At 37.6% G+C, this 17758-nt stretch carries 14 protein-coding genes; 11 read left to right on the forward strand and 3 right to left on the reverse strand.

Going from position 1 to position 17758, the window contains the following annotated elements; all coding sequences use genetic code 11:
• Positions 1–31: 31 nt before the first annotated feature.
• The 7 genes from BM361_RS13645 to yidC all read left to right on the forward strand — a co-directional run bounded on the left by BM361_RS13645 (position 32) and on the right by yidC (position 9509).
• Entirely contained in the window at positions 32–1399 is a 1368-nt protein-coding gene (locus BM361_RS13645) for a pyridoxal phosphate-dependent decarboxylase family protein (protein WP_074979814.1), read from the forward strand.
• Between the two features lie 55 nt (positions 1400–1454).
• Complete coding sequence (guaA, locus tag BM361_RS13650; protein ID WP_074979535.1) at positions 1455–2984, forward strand: glutamine-hydrolyzing GMP synthase; 1530 nt, start codon at positions 1455–1457, stop codon at positions 2982–2984.
• A gap of 10 nt (positions 2985–2994) precedes the next feature.
• Complete coding sequence (locus tag BM361_RS13655) at positions 2995–4899, forward strand: LysM peptidoglycan-binding domain-containing protein (RefSeq protein WP_074979537.1); 1905 nt, start codon at positions 2995–2997, stop codon at positions 4897–4899.
• Between the two features lie 54 nt (positions 4900–4953).
• The gene (locus BM361_RS13660) at positions 4954–5499 is read left to right on the forward strand and encodes a DUF922 domain-containing protein (protein WP_074979539.1); all 546 of its coding nucleotides are present in this window, start codon (positions 4954–4956) and stop codon (positions 5497–5499) included.
• A 41-nt stretch (positions 5500–5540) separates the two neighbouring features.
• Positions 5541–5741 carry a DUF3820 family protein gene (locus BM361_RS13665; RefSeq protein WP_055725798.1) on the forward strand — a complete coding sequence of 67 codons (201 nt, stop codon included), beginning with the start codon at positions 5541–5543 and terminating at the stop codon, positions 5739–5741.
• Positions 5742–5899: 158 nt separating this feature from the next.
• Positions 5900–7534 (forward strand): CTP synthase, encoded by a 1635-nt coding sequence (locus tag BM361_RS13670; protein ID WP_038261545.1) that lies wholly within the window; start codon positions 5900–5902, stop codon positions 7532–7534.
• A gap of 85 nt (positions 7535–7619) precedes the next feature.
• Positions 7620–9509, forward strand: coding sequence for a membrane protein insertase YidC (gene yidC, locus BM361_RS13675; RefSeq protein ID WP_038261550.1), 1890 nt, complete (start codon positions 7620–7622; stop codon positions 9507–9509).
• Between the two features lie 70 nt (positions 9510–9579).
• Here the strand turns inward: yidC and BM361_RS13680 are convergent, their stop codons facing one another.
• The gene (locus BM361_RS13680; RefSeq protein WP_074979543.1) at positions 9580–11424 is read right to left on the reverse strand and encodes a fasciclin domain-containing protein; all 1845 of its coding nucleotides are present in this window, start codon (positions 11422–11424) and stop codon (positions 9580–9582) included.
• Positions 11425–11765: 341 nt separating this feature from the next.
• Between BM361_RS13680 and mnmA the strand changes: the two genes are divergently transcribed.
• From mnmA to BM361_RS13700, 4 genes are all read left to right on the forward strand, one after another.
• Complete coding sequence (gene mnmA / locus BM361_RS13685; RefSeq protein WP_074979545.1) at positions 11766–12962, forward strand: tRNA 2-thiouridine(34) synthase MnmA; 1197 nt, start codon at positions 11766–11768, stop codon at positions 12960–12962.
• Positions 12963–13079: 117 nt separating this feature from the next.
• On the forward strand, positions 13080–14702 hold the full coding sequence (locus BM361_RS13690; RefSeq protein ID WP_074979547.1) for a S8 family serine peptidase: 1623 nt from the start codon (positions 13080–13082) through the stop codon (positions 14700–14702).
• The gene (locus BM361_RS13695; protein ID WP_074979549.1) at positions 14702–15643 is read left to right on the forward strand and encodes an NAD(P)H-dependent flavin oxidoreductase; all 942 of its coding nucleotides are present in this window, start codon (positions 14702–14704) and stop codon (positions 15641–15643) included. The genes BM361_RS13690 and BM361_RS13695 overlap by 1 nt, the downstream gene beginning before the upstream one ends.
• A gap of 45 nt (positions 15644–15688) precedes the next feature.
• A complete protein-coding gene (locus BM361_RS13700; RefSeq protein WP_074979551.1) occupies positions 15689–16606 on the forward strand; it encodes an AraC family transcriptional regulator in 918 nt (305 codons plus the stop codon).
• A gap of 78 nt (positions 16607–16684) precedes the next feature.
• Here the strand turns inward: BM361_RS13700 and BM361_RS13705 are convergent, their stop codons facing one another.
• Positions 16685–17302: a class I SAM-dependent methyltransferase gene (locus BM361_RS13705; protein ID WP_074979553.1), complete on the reverse strand. Its 618-nt coding sequence runs from the start codon at positions 17300–17302 to the stop codon at positions 16685–16687.
• A 25-nt stretch (positions 17303–17327) separates the two neighbouring features.
• The gene (locus BM361_RS13710) at positions 17328–17744 is read right to left on the reverse strand and encodes a hypothetical protein (protein WP_074979554.1); all 417 of its coding nucleotides are present in this window, start codon (positions 17742–17744) and stop codon (positions 17328–17330) included.
• Between the last annotated feature and the right edge of the window lie 14 nt (positions 17745–17758).

The raw sequence follows: 17758 nt of genomic DNA on the forward strand, positions 1-17758 counted from the left end.
ACCGTACCTTTGTGGTCCTAAAAATAGAAGTATGCATAATATAGATATTGATGTAGTTGAAATGACATTGGATATTGCAAAATATGTCATTAATAGAATTACGAACACCTCACCTGAGTTGGGTAAGCCAATGCGGGAAGAAGATTTAAAGGCTCTTGTTGGCGAAACGGTAACGGAAGAGGGGATAGGAGGCGAAAAGGCATTACAACTTTTTAAAGATGTTTTAGTAAAGGCCACCGTACCTATAGATCATCCGAGACATTTGGCTTTTGTGCCCGCCTCGCCCTCCAGAGCAGCTGTGATGTTTGATTTGGTAACCTCTGCATCAAGTATTCATGGAGCCTATTGGATGGAAGGAGCCGGGGGGATCTTTTGTGAAAATGAAGCGATGAAATGGTTGGTGTCATTAACTGGTTTACCTGAAGGTTCGTTTGGCGTTTTTACCAGCGGTGGTACAGCTGCTAATTTATCTGCAATGGTTACTGCAAGGGAGCATTGGAGAAGACAAGCTACAAACCAGGGAAAAAAAGGACTTATTATTACTTCCATTGGGGCTCATTCTTCAATTAAAGCTATGGCGCAGGTTATTGATGTGGATGTACATTTGGTAGATTCTGAGGATCGTTTATTAGGGGGAGATTTGTCTAACGCTATTAACGATTTATCACCTGAGCAGCGTCAACGTTTATTTGCGGTTGTGGCTACAGGGGGTACAACGAATGCTGGTATCGTTGATGAACTGGATGGTGTAGCTAAGGTGTGTAAAAAGGAAAACCTATGGTTTCATGTGGATGCTGCCTATGGGGGCGGTGCATTAGCGGCAGATTCGGTAAGACATTTGTTTAATGGTATTGAAGAGGCTGACAGTATTACTATTGATCCTCATAAATGGTTATTTTCTCCATATGATTGTGGAGCTGTTATATATAAAGAGCCTGAATTGGCTAAAAAGGCACACTCGCAGGAAGGTTCATATTTGGATATTTTTAAAGATGAAGGTGCCCGTGGATTTAATCCTGCAGATTATCAAATTCAGTTAACCAGGAGGGTTCGTGGATTGCCGTTGTGGTTTTCATTGGCTATGCATGGAACTGCTAAATATAAATGGGCAGTAGAGTGTGGAATAGCATTGGCTAAATCTGCAGCTCGTATGATCGAAGAAGATCCTAATTTGGAGCTGGTCAGAGAACCCGGCTTATCATGTGTTTTATACAGAAGGAAGGGGTGGACTCCAGATGATTATAAAGAATGGACTTTTAAAAATCATAAAGATGGATTTGCGTTAGTAACTCCGACCAAATGGAAGAATGGCGATACTTATGAAACTGTTTCGAGGTTCTGCTTTATCAATCCGGATACCACTGAGGATGATATCAAAGCCATTTTGGATTCAATGTAGAATAAAAAAGTTTAATAAACCCTTTTGCTTTTAGCATTAAGTAGTATTTTTGCGCATGCAACACAACGTACTAATTTTAGATTTCGGTTCGCAGTACACACAATTAATAGCTCGACGTGTAAGAGAGCTTAATATCTACTGCGAGATTTATCCTTACAACAATTTACCAGAAGACATTTCCAACTTCAGAGCTGTCATTTTATCGGGAAGTCCATTTTCGGTTCGAAGTGAAGAGGCTCCGCATCCTGATCTCTCTGAGATTAAAGGAAAGATTCCTACTTTGGCGGTATGCTATGGTGCTCAGTATCTCGCGCATTTTGGTGGCGGAAATGTAGCTCCATCGAATACCCGAGAATATGGTAGAGCTAATCTTTCTTATGTGAAAGACGGGGAAGTTTTCTTTGAGTCTATTCATGAAGGAAGCCAGGTTTGGATGAGTCATAGTGATACGATTAAAGAACTTCCAACCGGAGGGGTTCGTATTGCCAGTACTCATGACGTGGCGAATGCGGCTTATAGAATTGAAGGAGAGGAAACGTATGCGATTCAATTTCATCCGGAGGTATATCATTCAACGGATGGTAAGCAATTACTTGAGAACTTCCTTGTGAAAATAGCGGGAGTAGAGCAGTCATGGACTCCAGATAACTTTGTTGACATGACGGTTGCTGAGCTGAAGGAAAAGGTAGGAAAGGAAAAGGTAGTTCTAGGTCTTTCCGGAGGGGTAGACTCAACTGTAGCAGCTGTGCTGTTAAATAAGGCGATTGGAAATCAGCTTTATTGTATTTTTGTGAATAATGGCTTGCTTCGTAAGAACGAATTTCAAAGTGTATTGGATCAATACGAGGGTATGGGGCTTAATGTAAAAGGCGTTGATGCTTCGGCACGCTTTTTGGATGCATTAGCAGGAATATCTGATCCTGAGGAAAAGAGAAAAACCATAGGACGTGTATTTATTGAAGTTTTTGATGACGAATCGCATAAAATTGAAGATGCCAAATGGTTGGGACAGGGAACAATTTACCCGGATGTAATTGAGTCAATTTCTGTGAATGGACCTTCAGCAACAATCAAAAGTCACCACAACGTAGGGGGCTTGCCAGATTTTATGAAGTTGAAAGTTGTTGAGCCATTGAGAATGTTGTTTAAAGATGAGGTAAGGCGAGTTGGTGCTTCTATGGGAATAGATCCTGAATTGTTAGGCAGGCATCCATTTCCAGGACCAGGATTGGCAATTAGAATTTTGGGAGATATTACTCCAGAAAAGGTGAGTATTTTACAGGAGGTTGATTCTGTATTTATTAATGGTCTAAAGAGCTGGGGCTTATATGATTCGGTTTGGCAGGCTGGTGCAATTTTGCTTCCTGTGAATTCGGTTGGAGTAATGGGAGATGAGCGTACTTATGAAAAATGTGTAGCTTTGCGTGCAGTGGAAAGTACTGACGGAATGACTGCAGACTGGGTACATTTGCCGTACGATTTTTTACAAAAAATGTCTAATGAGATAATAAATAAGGTAAAAGGCGTTAATAGAGTAGTATATGATATTAGTTCTAAACCGCCAGCAACCATAGAATGGGAATAAATATATAAGTATGAATAAACAGATTGTATTTTTTTTAGCTTTTATTTTAAGTGTTTCGATATTTGCTCAAGATAAGTTTAAAACACATCAAGTAAAAGAAGGGGAAACTATAGAGAGCATAGCGAAGTATTACAAGGTCACTCCTTATGCAATTTTAAAGTTAAATCCGGAAGCTAAAAAGGGAGTTGAAAAAAATACAATCTTAATCATACCTAGTTCTTCCACTGTAGAAAATGATGAACGTTTTCAAGAGAAGGTAACTTTCGTTACCCATAAGGTAAGAAAAAAAGAGACTCTTTTTAGTATAGCAAAACGTTACAACGTAAAGGTTGATGATATTAAACGGTATAATAAAGAACTGTATAGTCGTCAGCTAGACAAGGGTGAAAAAATTCGAATTCCCCAAGTCACTTATGTGCCTGTAAAGGAAACAGATTCTTTGCCAGATGGTCTTGTAAGGTATATCGTAAAGCCTAAAGAAGGTAAGTGGCGTATAGCTTATGAGCATGGGATTTCGGTACCTGAATTGGAAAAATTGAACCCGGAAATGGGTACAGTCTTACAAGATGGCGAAGAGATTATTGTACCGGATGTTCATCAGGATAGTGTAAAGACGGTTGATGATATAAAATATAATTACTATTCCGTCCAGCCAAAAGAGGGTTTCTACAGGCTAAAAGTGAAATTTGGTATGGAGCGGGATTCTATTGTAGCCTTGAATCCAGAAGCCAAGGCAGGTTTGAAAGCCGGAATGATACTTAAACTACCAAAGGAAACTTATGGGGACTACAACATTCAGGCAGATGGGAAACTAATGCCTAGATTTACCTTGATTGACAGTGTTAACAAGCAGCTTACTTCTAAAGTTGTAGTAGCTATTCCTTTAAAGCTGAATGAAGTTGACTTTAATTCTGAAGCTGGTGCGGAGGATAAATTAAAACGGGATCGTCTGCTAAATGTTTCGCTTGACTTTTATTCTGGAATGTTAGTCGCTATTGATTCTGTTAAGAAATTAGGGGTTAACTCCGAAATTACTTTGTTAGATACTGAGGGTACAGAGGTTGGAATTTCCAGATTGCTTAATAGTGCTTCTTTTAAAAATTATGATGCGGTGATTGGGCCCTTTACCTATCGATCTTTTAATAAATTATCCTATGGATTGAGGAGTGAAAATTTACCTGTATTTGCTCCCTTTACAAGTAAGAAGGTTGAGTTGTATCAAAATGTATTTCAGACTTTACCTTCAGATGAGGTGCTAAGAGATCAAATGATTAATTTTATAGCTGAAAGAGGTCAGGATAAACATATAATTGTTATTGCAGATAGTAAAAATACTGCCGTTAGAAATCAATTAAAATCTAAGATACCTTCAGCACAGATAATTGCTACAGAATCTGATAATTATGTTCAAATGGAGGCTCTTGAAGAAAGTCTTTCCATGGAGAAAGAGAATTGGGTAATTGTTGAGTCTAATCGTATTCCTTTGTTAACCAATATTACCAATGTTTTAAATTCACTTCGAAATGAAGAGCGTACCATAGTGATGTTTACGACTCATAAGGGTGATGCTTATGAGATTAGTGACGATATTAAGAATTCATATTTATCGGCATTAAAGTTTCACTATCCTACTGTAGATAAGCCTTCTTCGTTAGATAATAATTTTCATAAAGTCTATGAAGATCGTTTTGGGACCTATCCTAATAGATATGCTATTCGCGGTTTTGATCTGATGATGGATGTTTTATTGCGATTGGCTTATAAAAAAGATCTTTATCAGGTTGCTTCTGAAGTAGGAGAAACTGAATATCTCGAAAACAAGTTTGATTATAAGAAACAGTATGTAGGGGGGTATTTAAATACTGGAGCTTATATCGTTAAATATGATGATTTAGAGATAAAGGAGGTGAAATAATTATCAACTAAAGCTTCTTTTGATTAATTTCATGGCAATTGGTATTGAAGATTAATGAAGCTTTTATTTTTCATATTATGTTTACTGTATGCGTCTGTTCAGGATGTCCCCAAGGAGATTATACTATGGGAGGCCGGACAAAAGCTTTCATGGGCTGATTTTAAAGGCAGGCCTGTGGTTGATAGTAGAGCGGTTGCCGTAACTTCCAGTGGAATTGGCTATAAGCTTATTACCAGAAAGGAAAGTGATGATCGTAAATACGACGTAGTGGTATTTGCTTATTTTTCAACCAGAGACAGTTGGTATAAATCTCGTTATGTTAATAATGCTATTTTGGCTCATGAGCAACTTCATTTTGATATTACCGCCTTATACGCTCAGAAATTAATCCATGAGATTAGTGAATTAAATTTTGAAGGTGACGTGGGGGAAGGGTTAGAAACGTTGTACCATCATGTTACCAAGGAAATGGACTCTGTGCAAAAGATTTATGATAAACAAACTGAGGCTTCTGTTAATGAATCTGCACAAGTAATTTGGCGGCAAAAAATAAATGATCAGCTTACCGCCTATTTAAAGTTAAATGAAGTACGTAAATAAATCATAAATATCAATTGGAGATTTTACCAAATAATGAATTTTTGATTAAACTTGCTAAGGCTAAAATGCCCTTTGGCAAGTATAAGGATTGGTTTCTTGTGGATTTGCCTGAGCCATATTACACCTGGTATAGTCAGAAGGGGTTCCCTGCAGGAAAACTTGGTGAGCAGATGAAGGCTATGCACGAAATTAAGATTAACGGTTTGGAGGGGCTGATTAAGGAGATTCAAAAGCGTTATTAATTTCCTTTGTTTTTTTGGAATTATTTGAAACATAGGGTTTTATGTGATTCTGTTTTTCTTTTTGTTGGATTGTATTTTTTAAGGAAATCTTTAGTTAAATTCCGCTAGCAATTTGTACTTTTGCCGCCGTAATACAACAACACAACATTTAATTCATAATGGCAGATACCAAATACATTTTTGTTACGGGTGGTGTAACTTCTTCGTTAGGTAAAGGGATTATTGCGGCTTCATTGGCCAAATTGCTACAAGCACGTGGTTATAAGACTACCATACAAAAATTAGACCCTTATATTAATGTCGATCCAGGAACATTAAATCCCTATGAACATGGAGAATGTTACGTTACCGATGATGGGGCTGAAACGGATCTTGATCTAGGACATTATGAACGTTTTCTTAATGTAAGAACTTCACAAGCCAATAATGTAACAACCGGACGCATCTACCAAAGTGTTATTGAGAAGGAAAGGAGAGGTGAGTTTTTAGGGAAGACTGTACAGGTAGTTCCACATATTACGAATGAGATCAAGGATCGAATTCAGATTTTGGGAAATACCGGTGAGTATGATATTGTTATTACTGAAATAGGAGGAACCGTAGGTGATATTGAGTCTTTACCATATATAGAGGCGGTACGACAATTATTATGGGAGCTTGGTGATAATAATGCTATTGTGATACATCTTACTTTAGTTCCTTATTTGGCTGCTGCCGGTGAATTAAAAACAAAGCCTACTCAACATTCTGTTAAAACTTTAATGGAAAGTGGTATTAAGGCGGATGTTTTAGTATGTCGAACTGAGCATGAGTTATCGGATGAACTCAGACAGAAGTTAGCTCTTTTTTGTAATGTGAAGCGTGAGGCTGTTATTCAGTCTATAGATGCATCAACTATTTATGATGTACCTAATTTAATGCTCGAAGAAGGTTTGGATACGGTTGCTCTTCAAAAATTAGCTTTACCAGCGGAAGCTCAACCAGATTTAACTCAATGGAATCAATTTTTACAACGTCATAAGAATCCTCAGCATGAGGTTAAAATTGGTTTAATTGGTAAATATGTTGAATTACAAGATTCATATAAGTCAATTTTAGAGGCATTTATTCACGCTGGAGCGGAGAACGAGGTAAAAGTTCACGTAGAGCCTATTCATTCTGAATTTATTGATGATAAGGTCATTTCGGAAAAAATTACTGGATTGGATGGTATCTTGGTTGCACCAGGTTTTGGAGAGCGTGGTATTGAAGGGAAAATAGACGCTGTTAAATATGCGCGAGAACATAACATTCCTTTCTTTGGTATTTGTCTTGGAATGCAAATGTCTGTTATTGAATTTTCAAGAAATGTTCTAGGTTTTGAAGATGCCAACTCAACTGAGATGGATTCCAAAACTACGCATCCTGTTATCGACCTTATGGAAGATCAGCAAGGAGTAGAGTACAAAGGTGGGACCATGCGATTAGGGGCCTGGGATTGTGAATTAAAGGATGGAAGTATAGTTAAGGATGTTTATAAGGAAACGATAATTTCTGAAAGACATCGTCATAGGTATGAGTTTAATAACAAATACAAGCAACAAATTGAAGCGGCAGGACTTAAGGCTACCGGGTTTAATCCAAAAACTGGCTTGGTTGAAATAGTTGAATTAGAATCGCATCCATGGTTTGTAGGTGTTCAATATCATCCTGAATATAAAAGTACTGTAGCTAATCCACATCCTTTGTTTGTGGCATTTGTTAAGGCAGCATTAAAGTACAAGAAAGATAAAGCTCATGCCACTATGGCATAATTCGGAGTTTTGGATATATCTTTGTGTATTCGTTGACGCTGAACTTTGTTCGGCGTTCGTTGTGTAAAAAATTAAGTTCATTTAGATGGAAGAAAAAAAGTTTGATATCAATTCTATTGTTGGCTTTGTCCTTATTGGGGCCATTTTAATGTGGGTGTTATACACTAACAAACCTACTGAAGAAGAATTGCAGGCCGAAAAGGCTAAACAAGAACAAGTAGAAAAAGAAAAGGCGAAAGTACTAGAGGATAATGCTGTTGATTCGAGTGTTGCGGAAACTACAATACCTCAGGATTCTGCCGCTTTGGCGAATTACAAGGATGCCTTAGGGGCTTTTGGTTATTCTGCTGCATTGCCTTCAGCAAAAGATGATATTACGACCCTTGCTAATGAGCTCATCGAACTTAAGATTAACAATAAAGGTGGGCAGATTGTTGAGGCGAAAATGAAGAATTTCACCACTTATGATTCAATTCCCGTTTATTTGGTGAAAGATGGAAATGCTGCCTTCAATTTAAGTTTTTCTACTACAGACAACAGAAACTTAAACACTCAAGATTTATTTTTTGAGCCTCGGCTAACCAAAAATGGAGAAAATCAGGTTCTGTCAATGAAGCTTAAGGTTTCTAATGATAAGTACCTTGAGTATCGCTATGAATTAAAGCCGGATGATTATATGGTTGATTTCACTATTAGATCACAAGGTTTAAGTGGTGTGGTTAATACCAGTCAGCCGGTTACTTTGGATTGGAATCTTAAAACTATTCGACATTCAAAGAGTATTACCTATGAAAACAGGTACACGCGTTTGACTTACAAGCACGAGGATGACAAGACGAGTAAGTTGAGTCCGACTGGTAATGATGATGAAACTATAGAGGATGCTAAATGGTTGGCTTATCGACATCACTTTTTTATGGCTACTTTGGTTTCTAGTGTTCCTTTCAAAACTGCTCATATAACCTCTGAAGATCTTGTTGAGGAGGAAAGTGCCGAGGCTAAATTTACCAAGGCTTATACAACTTCAATTCCGTTGGAATGGCAAGGTGGAGAGATTAATCAGAACCTTAACTGGTATTATGGACCAACAGATTTTAAAATTTTAAAGGAGTATAAAGATGTGGAATTAGCGGATGCTGTTCCGTTTGGATGGGGGATATTTGGAGTTATTAATAAGTACGTATTTACACCGCTCTATGATGTTTTAAGTTCATTTTTACCATATGGTGTTGCCATTATAGTGATGACTATTTTAGTTCGTCTTTTGATGTCACCAATCACTTATAAATCTTATTTATCTCAAGCAAAAATGAAAGTGATTCGTCCTGAAATGAATGAGATTAATGAGAAGTATAAGGATCAGCCAATGAAGAAGCAGCAAGAGACCATGAAGTTGTATGGAAAGGCGGGTGTGAATCCTATGAGTGGTTGTATTCCTGCTTTAATGCAATTGCCGATTTTCTATGCGTTGTTTATGTTTTTCCCTACTGCATTCATGCTAAGGCAAAAGAGCTTTTTATGGGCAGAAGATTTATCATCTTATGACACCATTGCGAAACTTCCATTTAAAATTCCTTTTTATGGAGATCATGTTAGTTTATTTCCTATTCTGGCTTCCGTGGCTATATTTTTCTACATGAGAATGACTACGGGTCAACAGCAAATGATGCAACAACCAACCCAAGAGGGGATGCCGGATATGGGTAAGATGATGAAAGTAATGATTTATATCTCTCCATTGCTGATGTTGTTTTTCTTTAACAATTATGCAAGTGGATTAAGTTTGTATTATTTTATATCTAACCTGATTACCATCTTTATCATGTTATTTATAAAGAAATATGTGATCGATGAGGATAAAATTCATGCGAAAATTCAAGAGAACAAGAAAAAGCCTAAGAAGGAAAGTAAATTTCAGCGAAAGATGCGTGAAATGATGGAACAGGCAGAAGCGCAAAAGAATGCTAAGAAGTAATAATAAATTTAAAAGCTCCGTGAAAACACGGAGCTTTTTTTTACGAATGAATTAAATTACTAGTTATTAATTAATTCGTAGTATCCGGAAGAAGTACTGCATTTATAGCGTGAATGACACCATTTGTAGCTTGAACATCTACGGCAATTACTCCTATTCCGGAATTACCGCTACCATCGGTTAGATCGGCTATATTATCACCTGTGCCAGGAAGCGTTACTGTAATGCTGTCACCTTCTAGTGTAGCGACAGATGCTCCATCTGATAAGTCTTCTGAACGAATGTTATTTTCGATAATGACATGATGTTGTAGTACCGCTGTTAAATCATCTCCACTTGGTACAGAAGCTAAAGCTTCAAAAGCAGAATTAACAGGAGCGAATACTGTAAATGGAGCATTGGTTGTTCCGGAAAGTATTCCTACAAAATCAGGTTGACCGTCAGCAGTAAGGGCTCCAACTAAGGAAGTGAAGTTTGGATCAGCTGTAGCGAAGGTTACAATAGTTGGTAACCCAATAACTGCATCAACGGCATGTATCACCCCATTACGCACCTCAATATCTGCTGCGGTAACTTCTGATACACCATTTAAACTAACACCACTATCTGTGTTTATATATATGCTAAGGTTATCTCCGTCTTCGTTTGTTGCCAAAGTGTTTGCATACATTGTAGAAAGGTCTCCTGAAAGAGCCACTCCACTAATTACATGATTTAGTAAAATCTGAGTAACCACATCTACAGGGACATCATCTAATGAAGCAAAGCCATTAGCGCTCAAGAAAGCTTCAAAAGCGGCATTATTAGGTGCGAAAACGGTTAAATCAGCATCATCTGCATTTAAAGCATCTACAAGTCCTGCCTTTTGGACTGCTGCCAGTAAGGAGGAATAATCCTCATTCATAGCAACAAATCCTGCTATGGTTGGATTTATAGCATCCCAAACAGTTTGAGGTATCAATACTTTGTCTACGGCATGAATAATACCGTTGTTACACTGTACATCAGTAGCAATGATGTTGGCTTGAGCATCGGATGCGTCGGTAATTTTTGCTCCATCTGAAAGGTCAAAAGTCAGGTCTTCACCCTGAAAGGTAGTAGCCATTTGTCCGTCTGTTAAGGATCCTGCAGTAACATTAGACCCTGCGATTACATGATAGTTAAGAACCTCTTGAAGTGTTTCATCATCGATATCATCTAAAGAGTTTGCTCCCAGTGCCATTAAAAGGTTGTCAAAGGCTTCATTGGTTGGTGCGAATACTGTAAATGGACTCGCATCTGTTCCAGAAAGTAAATCTGTGTAAGTTGAACCAAAAGAAGGTCTTGTCAACGCGCTTACCAAGGTTGAAAAGTTGTCGTTGGCCAAGGCATGATCAACAACTGAAGGAGTAGGGATAACTGCGTCCACTACATGTACCACCCCGTTTGAGGCCATTACGTCTGCTCCGCCATTTGCTACTGAAGCTACTCCATTAATTTCAACGCCTGATGTCGTGTCTAAAAACAGGCTTAAATTGTTATCGTCTGGTCCAGTGGCCAAGGAATTAGTGTAGCCAGTGGTAATCTGTGAAGAAGTTACTTCGCTACTTAATACGTGATTCAATAATAAATTGGTTAGTACATCTGTTGGTACATCATCAATGGTAGCAATCCCATTGGCATCCAGGAAATTATCGAATGCTGTATTAGTAGGTGCAAAAACTGTGTACGTTCCCGGACTGTCGAGGGTAGCAGCTAGTCCTGCTTTTAATAAGGCGGCATACAAGGAACTGAACTCAGGTGTTGTTGCAGCAATCTCTGCAATTGTAGGATCGGTCATCATTTCTCCACCTCCGTCATCATCGTCATTACACGACGTTAACATCAGCAAGAAAGCTAACATACTAATTTGAATAATTTTTGATAAATGTTTCATCACGCTATAATTTATTTATGTTTAACTTATTTATAAAATTATTAAACAAAAATGAAATTTCAAAGTTATGTTAAAAATTTAGTGTTCTTTTAACATGATTTTAATATCGTAAAATATTGATAATGAACCATTGAGTACGTGATTACTAATGTTTAATATTTTTTATAAAAAATTAAACGTTTTTAAATTGATTTAATTTTAGGAGATTGGATTGTAAGCGATTAAATATTTAGAGGCTTAGAATTTAAATTTCTTAATTTTGTAATCTGAATATTTTAGGAGTATCTATGAAAGTATCGATGGGTCTTTACGACTCATGATTCTTTAAGTGTAATAATGAGATGAATAGAGATAAAACAGTTGTAGTAGGTTTGTCGGGAGGAGTAGATTCTAGTGTTACTGCATACCTTTTAAAGGAACAAGGATATAATGTGATTGGTTTGTTCATGAAGAACTGGCACGATGATTCGGTTACCATATCTAATGAGTGCCCATGGTTAGAAGACAGCAATGATGCCATGATTGTGGCAGAAAGGTTGGGGATTCCATTTCAAACCGTTGATTTGAGTGAACAATACAAGGAGCGTATTGTAGATTATATGTTTAATGAATATGAACGGGGGCGTACACCAAACCCTGATGTTCTTTGTAATCGGGAGATCAAGTTTGATGTATTCATGAAGATTGCTTTGGATTTGGGCGCTGATTATGTTGCCACCGGTCATTATTGCAGGAAGGATACTATTATAGAGAACGGAAAGGAAGTTTATCGATTGTTGGCAGGAAAAGATAGTAATAAAGATCAATCGTATTTTTTATGTCAATTATCACAAGAACAATTAGGAAAGGCTTTATTTCCTATTGGGGATTTATTAAAACCAGAGGTTCGGCAAATAGCAGCTGAGAATGATTTAATAACTGCAGGAAAAAAAGATTCACAAGGGCTTTGCTTTATAGGAAAGGTACGATTACCGGATTTCCTTCAACAAAAGCTCAAGCCTAAAGAAGGTGTTATTGTAGAGGTGCCTCTTGAAAGCAGTAAGTATAATAAGGAGTTGCCTAAATTTAAAAATATAGAGGAAGAATTATCTTTTTATTCACAAAAGCCTCAATATCAATTATCGGATGGTAAAATTGTGGGGAAACATCAGGGTGCTCATTATTTCACCAAAGGACAACGCAAGGGATTGGCAGTAGGAGGAACCACTGAGCCTTTGTTTGTGATTGAAACGGATGTTTCGGAGAATATAATTTATACTGGTCAGGGCAAGGCTCATCCAGGTTTATTCAGGAGGACTTTGTTTGTAAATCTTGATGAACTGCATTGGGTTCGTGAAGATTTAGCTCTTCAAATTAATGAATCTTTAGAGGTTCAGGCTCGTATTCGTTACAGGCAACCTTTACAAAGTGCTACCTTACATATGGTTGATGGTGGATTGTATGTAGACTTTGAATTACCTCAAAGTGCTATTACAGAGGGTCAATTTGCGGCATTTTATATTGGTGATGAATTGATAGGTTCGGGTGTAATTTCGTAATTTTACCTGAGCACTAGGGTTGAGTGATAATCGGCTTAGGTTGAAATGTTATGTTGGTTTTTTGGATAAAGCGTTTTAAGCATATCCTGGATTTGTTAATGTAATGCATAGGTACCTATGAAATGGATACTACTCTTTTTTTTGATTATCGTTTCTAAGGCATACTCTTTTCAGGAACATGCCCGGGTATACTTTAAAGATAAACCTAACGCGTCTGCTTTGTTAGAAAATCCATCGACCATTTTATCAGCGCGTAGTATTGAAAGGAAAAAGGCCCATAATGTTCTTATAGACCATAAAGATGTTCCTGTCCATGACGATTATATAGCAGCGGTTGCAAATCGAGAGGGAATTACTGTACTTGCTAAGTCAAAATGGTTTAATTGTATACATGTTACAGGTTCGGTTACTGCTATTAAGAATTTAAATGGAATGTCTTTTGTAGGTCAGATCGTTTTTGTCAATAAGAGGTTAAATGATGGAGAAGTTCTTAAAAGCCGGAGTGAATCTCAGAGGATATATAAAAATAAGTTTGATAAAGAAACTATAATCAATTCTGGCTACACAAGTGCTCAATTGACTCAAATTGGGGTGCCTGAACTTCATAATGCTGGTTTTAGAGGTGAGGGGATATTGATAGCTGTTTTAGATGCGGGATTTCCCGGGGTTGATTTCATGGAAGCGTTTCGGAAATTAAGAATGGGGAACGGGTTTTTGAATAGTTATGATTTTGTTGATCGTACTTCTGATATTTCTTCTTATAAGGGTAACCAGCATGGAACTTTGGTCTTATCTACTATGGCAGCCTACCTTAAGGATATTTATATGGGTTCGGCCCCTGATGCTTCGTATGTATTATTCAGGACAGAGGAGGCAGAACAGGAAACACCGGTGGAGGAGAGTTATTGGGTAGAAGCTGCAGAGCGTGCAGATAGTTTAGGTGTGGATATAATCAATACATCTCTTGGGTATAGTACTTTTGATAACCCTGATTATAGTTATTTTCCAGAAGAGATGGACGGTCAGACCACATTTATATCAAAAGGTGCCGGGATTGCTTTAGACAAAGGGATGCTTTTGGTGACCTCTGCAGGAAACGAAGGAAATAATTTAGCCTGGGAGATTGTTACGGCGCCGGCTGACGCAGATGTACTCACGGTAGGTGCGGTAGATGCGGAGGGGAATTATGCCTCTTTTAGTTCCAGAGGGCCAACGGCTGACCTAAGGGTTAAGCCAGATGTTATGGCTCAAGGTGTTGCCACTGCAGTAATATTACCGGATGATTCCATGCGTTATGCAAATGGAACCTCTTTTTCATCACCTGTTGTGGCTGGGGCTGTGGCATGTTTGTGGCAAGCTAATCCATCACTTTCCAATGAGGCGATAATTCAATTGGTTAGAAAAAGCGGGCATCTTTATGATCATCCTAATAATTTTTATGGTTTTGGAATTCCAAATTTAGGTTTTTGGGTTGCTGGTGCTAATTTTTCACAGGAAATTGCCTCCGTAGAGTTCAGTGTTTTTCCAAATCCAACTTCGGGTAAATTTGAGGTTGTTTTTCCTGAGCAAATCAAATATGCAGAAATTAACCTGTACGATATACTCGGTAAATGGGTTTTTAATAAGGATATTTCATCAAGAAATAATGAGATAAACATTGCCCATTTGAATAGTGGTGTTTATATTGCTAAAATAACTTCAAAAAACGCAGAAAAAACACTAAAAATTATCAAGCAGTAATGCAAAATAGAATTACCAATTTATTTCAAATTAATTACCCTATTATTCAAGCGGGAATGATTTGGGCCAGTGGTTGGCGGTTAGCTTCCGCCGTTGCAAATGCAGGAGGTTTAGGCATTATTGGAGCCGGATCGATGTATCCTGAAGTATTGCGTGAACATATTCAAAAATGTAAACATGCAACCGACAAGCCTTTTGGAGTAAATATACCCATGCTATATCCGGATATCGATAAGCTCATGAAGATTATAGTTGATGAGGGAGTTCGTATTGTTTTTACTTCTGCAGGGAACCCAAAAACATATACAGCTTTTTTAAAAGAGAATGGGATTACTGTAGTGCATGTTGTCAGTAGTGTTAAGTTTGCATTAAAGGCGCAGGAAGCGGGCGTTGATGCAGTTGTTGCTGAAGGTTTTGAAGCGGGGGGACATAATGGAAGAGAAGAAACCACAACTTTTACTTTAATTCCTATGGTTAAGGAACAGATTAAAATTCCTTTAATTGCTGCCGGGGGTATAGCCACTGGTAGTGGAATGTTAGCTGCTATGGTTTTAGGGGCTGATGCTGTACAAGTGGGAAGCAGGTTCGTTGCCAGTGAGGAGGCTTCTTCTCATATTAAATTCAAGGAGCTGGTTGTAGCTGCCAAGGAAGGTGATACCAAATTGACTTTGAAAGAATTGGCTCCTGTTAGAATGCTTAAAAATAAATTCTTTCAGGATGTGGAGTCTTTATATCAAAAGGGTCCATCGGTAAATGAGCTTAAAGCGCTTTTAGGAAGAGCAAGGGCAAAGCGAGGAATGTTTGAAGGAGATTTGGATGAAGGCGAATTAGAAATAGGACAAATTTCTGGGCTTATCCATGATATTAAGCCGGCAGCTCAAATTATTGAAGATATGATGATTGAATTTTTTGCTGCCAAGGAACGGATAGCTGAATTTTAATGACTTCAAGATCTTAAAGATTAATTTAGGAAGGGTATAGTGCATATGGAGGTTAGGGATGAAGCAATACATACCGAATATATAAGACGACTTAACCGCGTTTTTGACTTTATCGATAATAACCTGGGATCAGATTTGTCTTTAGGGGTGGTTTCTGAGGTTGCCTGTTTTTCTCCATTTCATTTTCATCGCATATTTAAACTTATGTTGGGTGAGACACTGAATGTTTATGTAGCCAGACGTCGCATTGAAAAGTCGGTTTTAGATTTATTGCATAAAAATGTGTCTACCACTGAGATAGCTCATACTTATGGATTTAGTGACAACTCTTCCTATTCCAGAGCTTTTAAAAAATATTATGGGGTAAGTCCGATTTTATTTAAAAAGCAAAATCCCAACAGGTTGAGCAAGATTCGTCAACTTGAAAGCAAGAATGGACAAGTTTATCCTGATCGTGCTAAATACATTTGCGTTATTAATAATCTTAAAAAATGGATAAAGATGAACGCAAAAATTCAAATTCAGGATGTACCTAATATGGATTTAGCATATGTGTCATGTAATGGTCCTGCGGGATTAGAAAATGCGTATGATAAATTGATTCGCTGGGCCACGCCTCAAGGGTTAATGAATGAGCATACCAAAATGGTGACTATATATCATGATAGTTTTAAGGTGACAGAGGCCAGAAAAGTAAGGATGAGTGCGGCTATTTTGCTGCGAAAACCAGTTAAGCTCTATGGAGAGGTTGGGTTGACTTCAATAACTAAAGGGACTTTTATCGTTGGTTGTTTTGAGATTGGATTGGATGAATTTGAAAAATCGTGGACGGGTCTTTTTTTATGGATGAATGAAAATGGATATAAGAAAACAGCTGCAAATCCTTTTGAAGTTTATCATAACAACTTCAATGAGCATCCTGAAAAAAAGGCCATAGTTGATTTTTATATACCGATTGAATAATAATGATTTATTTGGTTTGGAGAAAACCTGAGTTACTTCGAAAGCGGTGTTTTTGATTTAAAAGATATTTATATATTATCATTTTGGGTAGGCGGTTCCCCAAAAGTTAAAACTGGCGGGTTTCCATCCCGGGATATACATGGTATGGAGGTCGGGAATGATAAAACCATTTTTATTAATGATATCGGGAATGTCACGATTTAAATTGCATCCTCCTCCTAATCGCCTCCATAATGGATTGATTCGGTTTTGCCATTTTTGAATATTCTTATCAGGTGCTTTCCCGTGTTCACAAAATAGTAGTTTACCCGAAGGTTTTAAGACTCTTCGTAATTCTATGAAAGTTTGTTCGAGATTTTTAATAGAGCACATGGTGTATGTGGTGACAACTGTGTCTATGGCATTGTTTTCTATGGGCAGGTTATCTGCATATGCTCTTAAAAATTCAAATTGAAGTCCAAGTATTTTAGGGTCATTATTGTTTTGTTTCCAAACTTCTAATGAGGGATCGATGGCGATAAGATGTTTTACTTTTTCATTGTCATAGAAAGGGAGGTTTAATCCAGAGCCGACACCTATTTCCAATACATTACCGTGTGCTAAAGGAACAATCTTCTGTCGCTGTAATCGATTTGGCTTTTGCTTGCAAGTCCAATCGATTAATTTTGGCAGTAGATATTTATTGTATAGGTTCATGTTTAAATTGTTTTAATGATTGATGTCATGGTTTATTTAGTTGTTCAGGGATGCTCGTAATACCTTCATTTTTGCCTGCGATTCCGGCCAAAATAGAAATGAACCATCCAATTGCAAACGGAATGGTAATAGCGGAGTTGCCTTTAAGAAGGTGACCAATACCAATCCAAAGTGTTATGGCGTTACAAATAACTGGTGCATACCAAATAGCTTTTGGATGGGCCTTACATATTAAGAAACACATTAGGGCTATTACCATACCAGTTAAAAGGTAGGCTAAAAGGTTTCCTGTTTCTTCATTTGAAATTCCGATGAGTTTTCCAAGCAGGAATAGCATTCCAGCAAAGATGAATGGGAGAATAAAAGAAACTAAGGCTGTAATTACAGCTATTATCCATGCCGGGCTTTTATAAACTATCGATTTTTTACCTGAATCATTCATTTTATTCTTTTACC

It is taken from the genome of Zhouia amylolytica (assembly GCF_900116365.1).
GTDB lineage: Bacteria > Bacteroidota > Bacteroidia > Flavobacteriales > Flavobacteriaceae > Zhouia > Zhouia amylolytica.

Coding starts and splice junctions, on each gene's coding strand:
- BM361_RS13645 (WP_074979814.1), top strand. CDS start 32: ATGCATAATATAGATATTGATGTAGTTGAAATGACATTGGATATTGCA.
- guaA (WP_074979535.1), top strand. CDS start 1,455: ATGCAACACAACGTACTAATTTTAGATTTCGGTTCGCAGTACACACAA.
- BM361_RS13655 (WP_074979537.1), top strand. CDS start 2,995: ATGAATAAACAGATTGTATTTTTTTTAGCTTTTATTTTAAGTGTTTCG.
- BM361_RS13660 (WP_074979539.1), top strand. CDS start 4,954: ATGAAGCTTTTATTTTTCATATTATGTTTACTGTATGCGTCTGTTCAG.
- BM361_RS13670 (WP_038261545.1), top strand. CDS start 5,900: ATGGCAGATACCAAATACATTTTTGTTACGGGTGGTGTAACTTCTTCG.
- yidC (WP_038261550.1), top strand. CDS start 7,620: ATGGAAGAAAAAAAGTTTGATATCAATTCTATTGTTGGCTTTGTCCTT.
- BM361_RS13680 (WP_074979543.1), bottom strand. CDS start 11,424: ATGAAACATTTATCAAAAATTATTCAAATTAGTATGTTAGCTTTCTTG.
- mnmA (WP_074979545.1), top strand. CDS start 11,766: ATGAATAGAGATAAAACAGTTGTAGTAGGTTTGTCGGGAGGAGTAGAT.
- BM361_RS13690 (WP_074979547.1), top strand. CDS start 13,080: ATGAAATGGATACTACTCTTTTTTTTGATTATCGTTTCTAAGGCATAC.
- BM361_RS13695 (WP_074979549.1), top strand. CDS start 14,702: ATGCAAAATAGAATTACCAATTTATTTCAAATTAATTACCCTATTATT.
- BM361_RS13700 (WP_074979551.1), top strand. CDS start 15,689: ATGGAGGTTAGGGATGAAGCAATACATACCGAATATATAAGACGACTT.
- BM361_RS13705 (WP_074979553.1), bottom strand. CDS start 17,302: ATGAACCTATACAATAAATATCTACTGCCAAAATTAATCGATTGGACT.
- BM361_RS13710 (WP_074979554.1), bottom strand. CDS start 17,744: ATGAATGATTCAGGTAAAAAATCGATAGTTTATAAAAGCCCGGCATGG.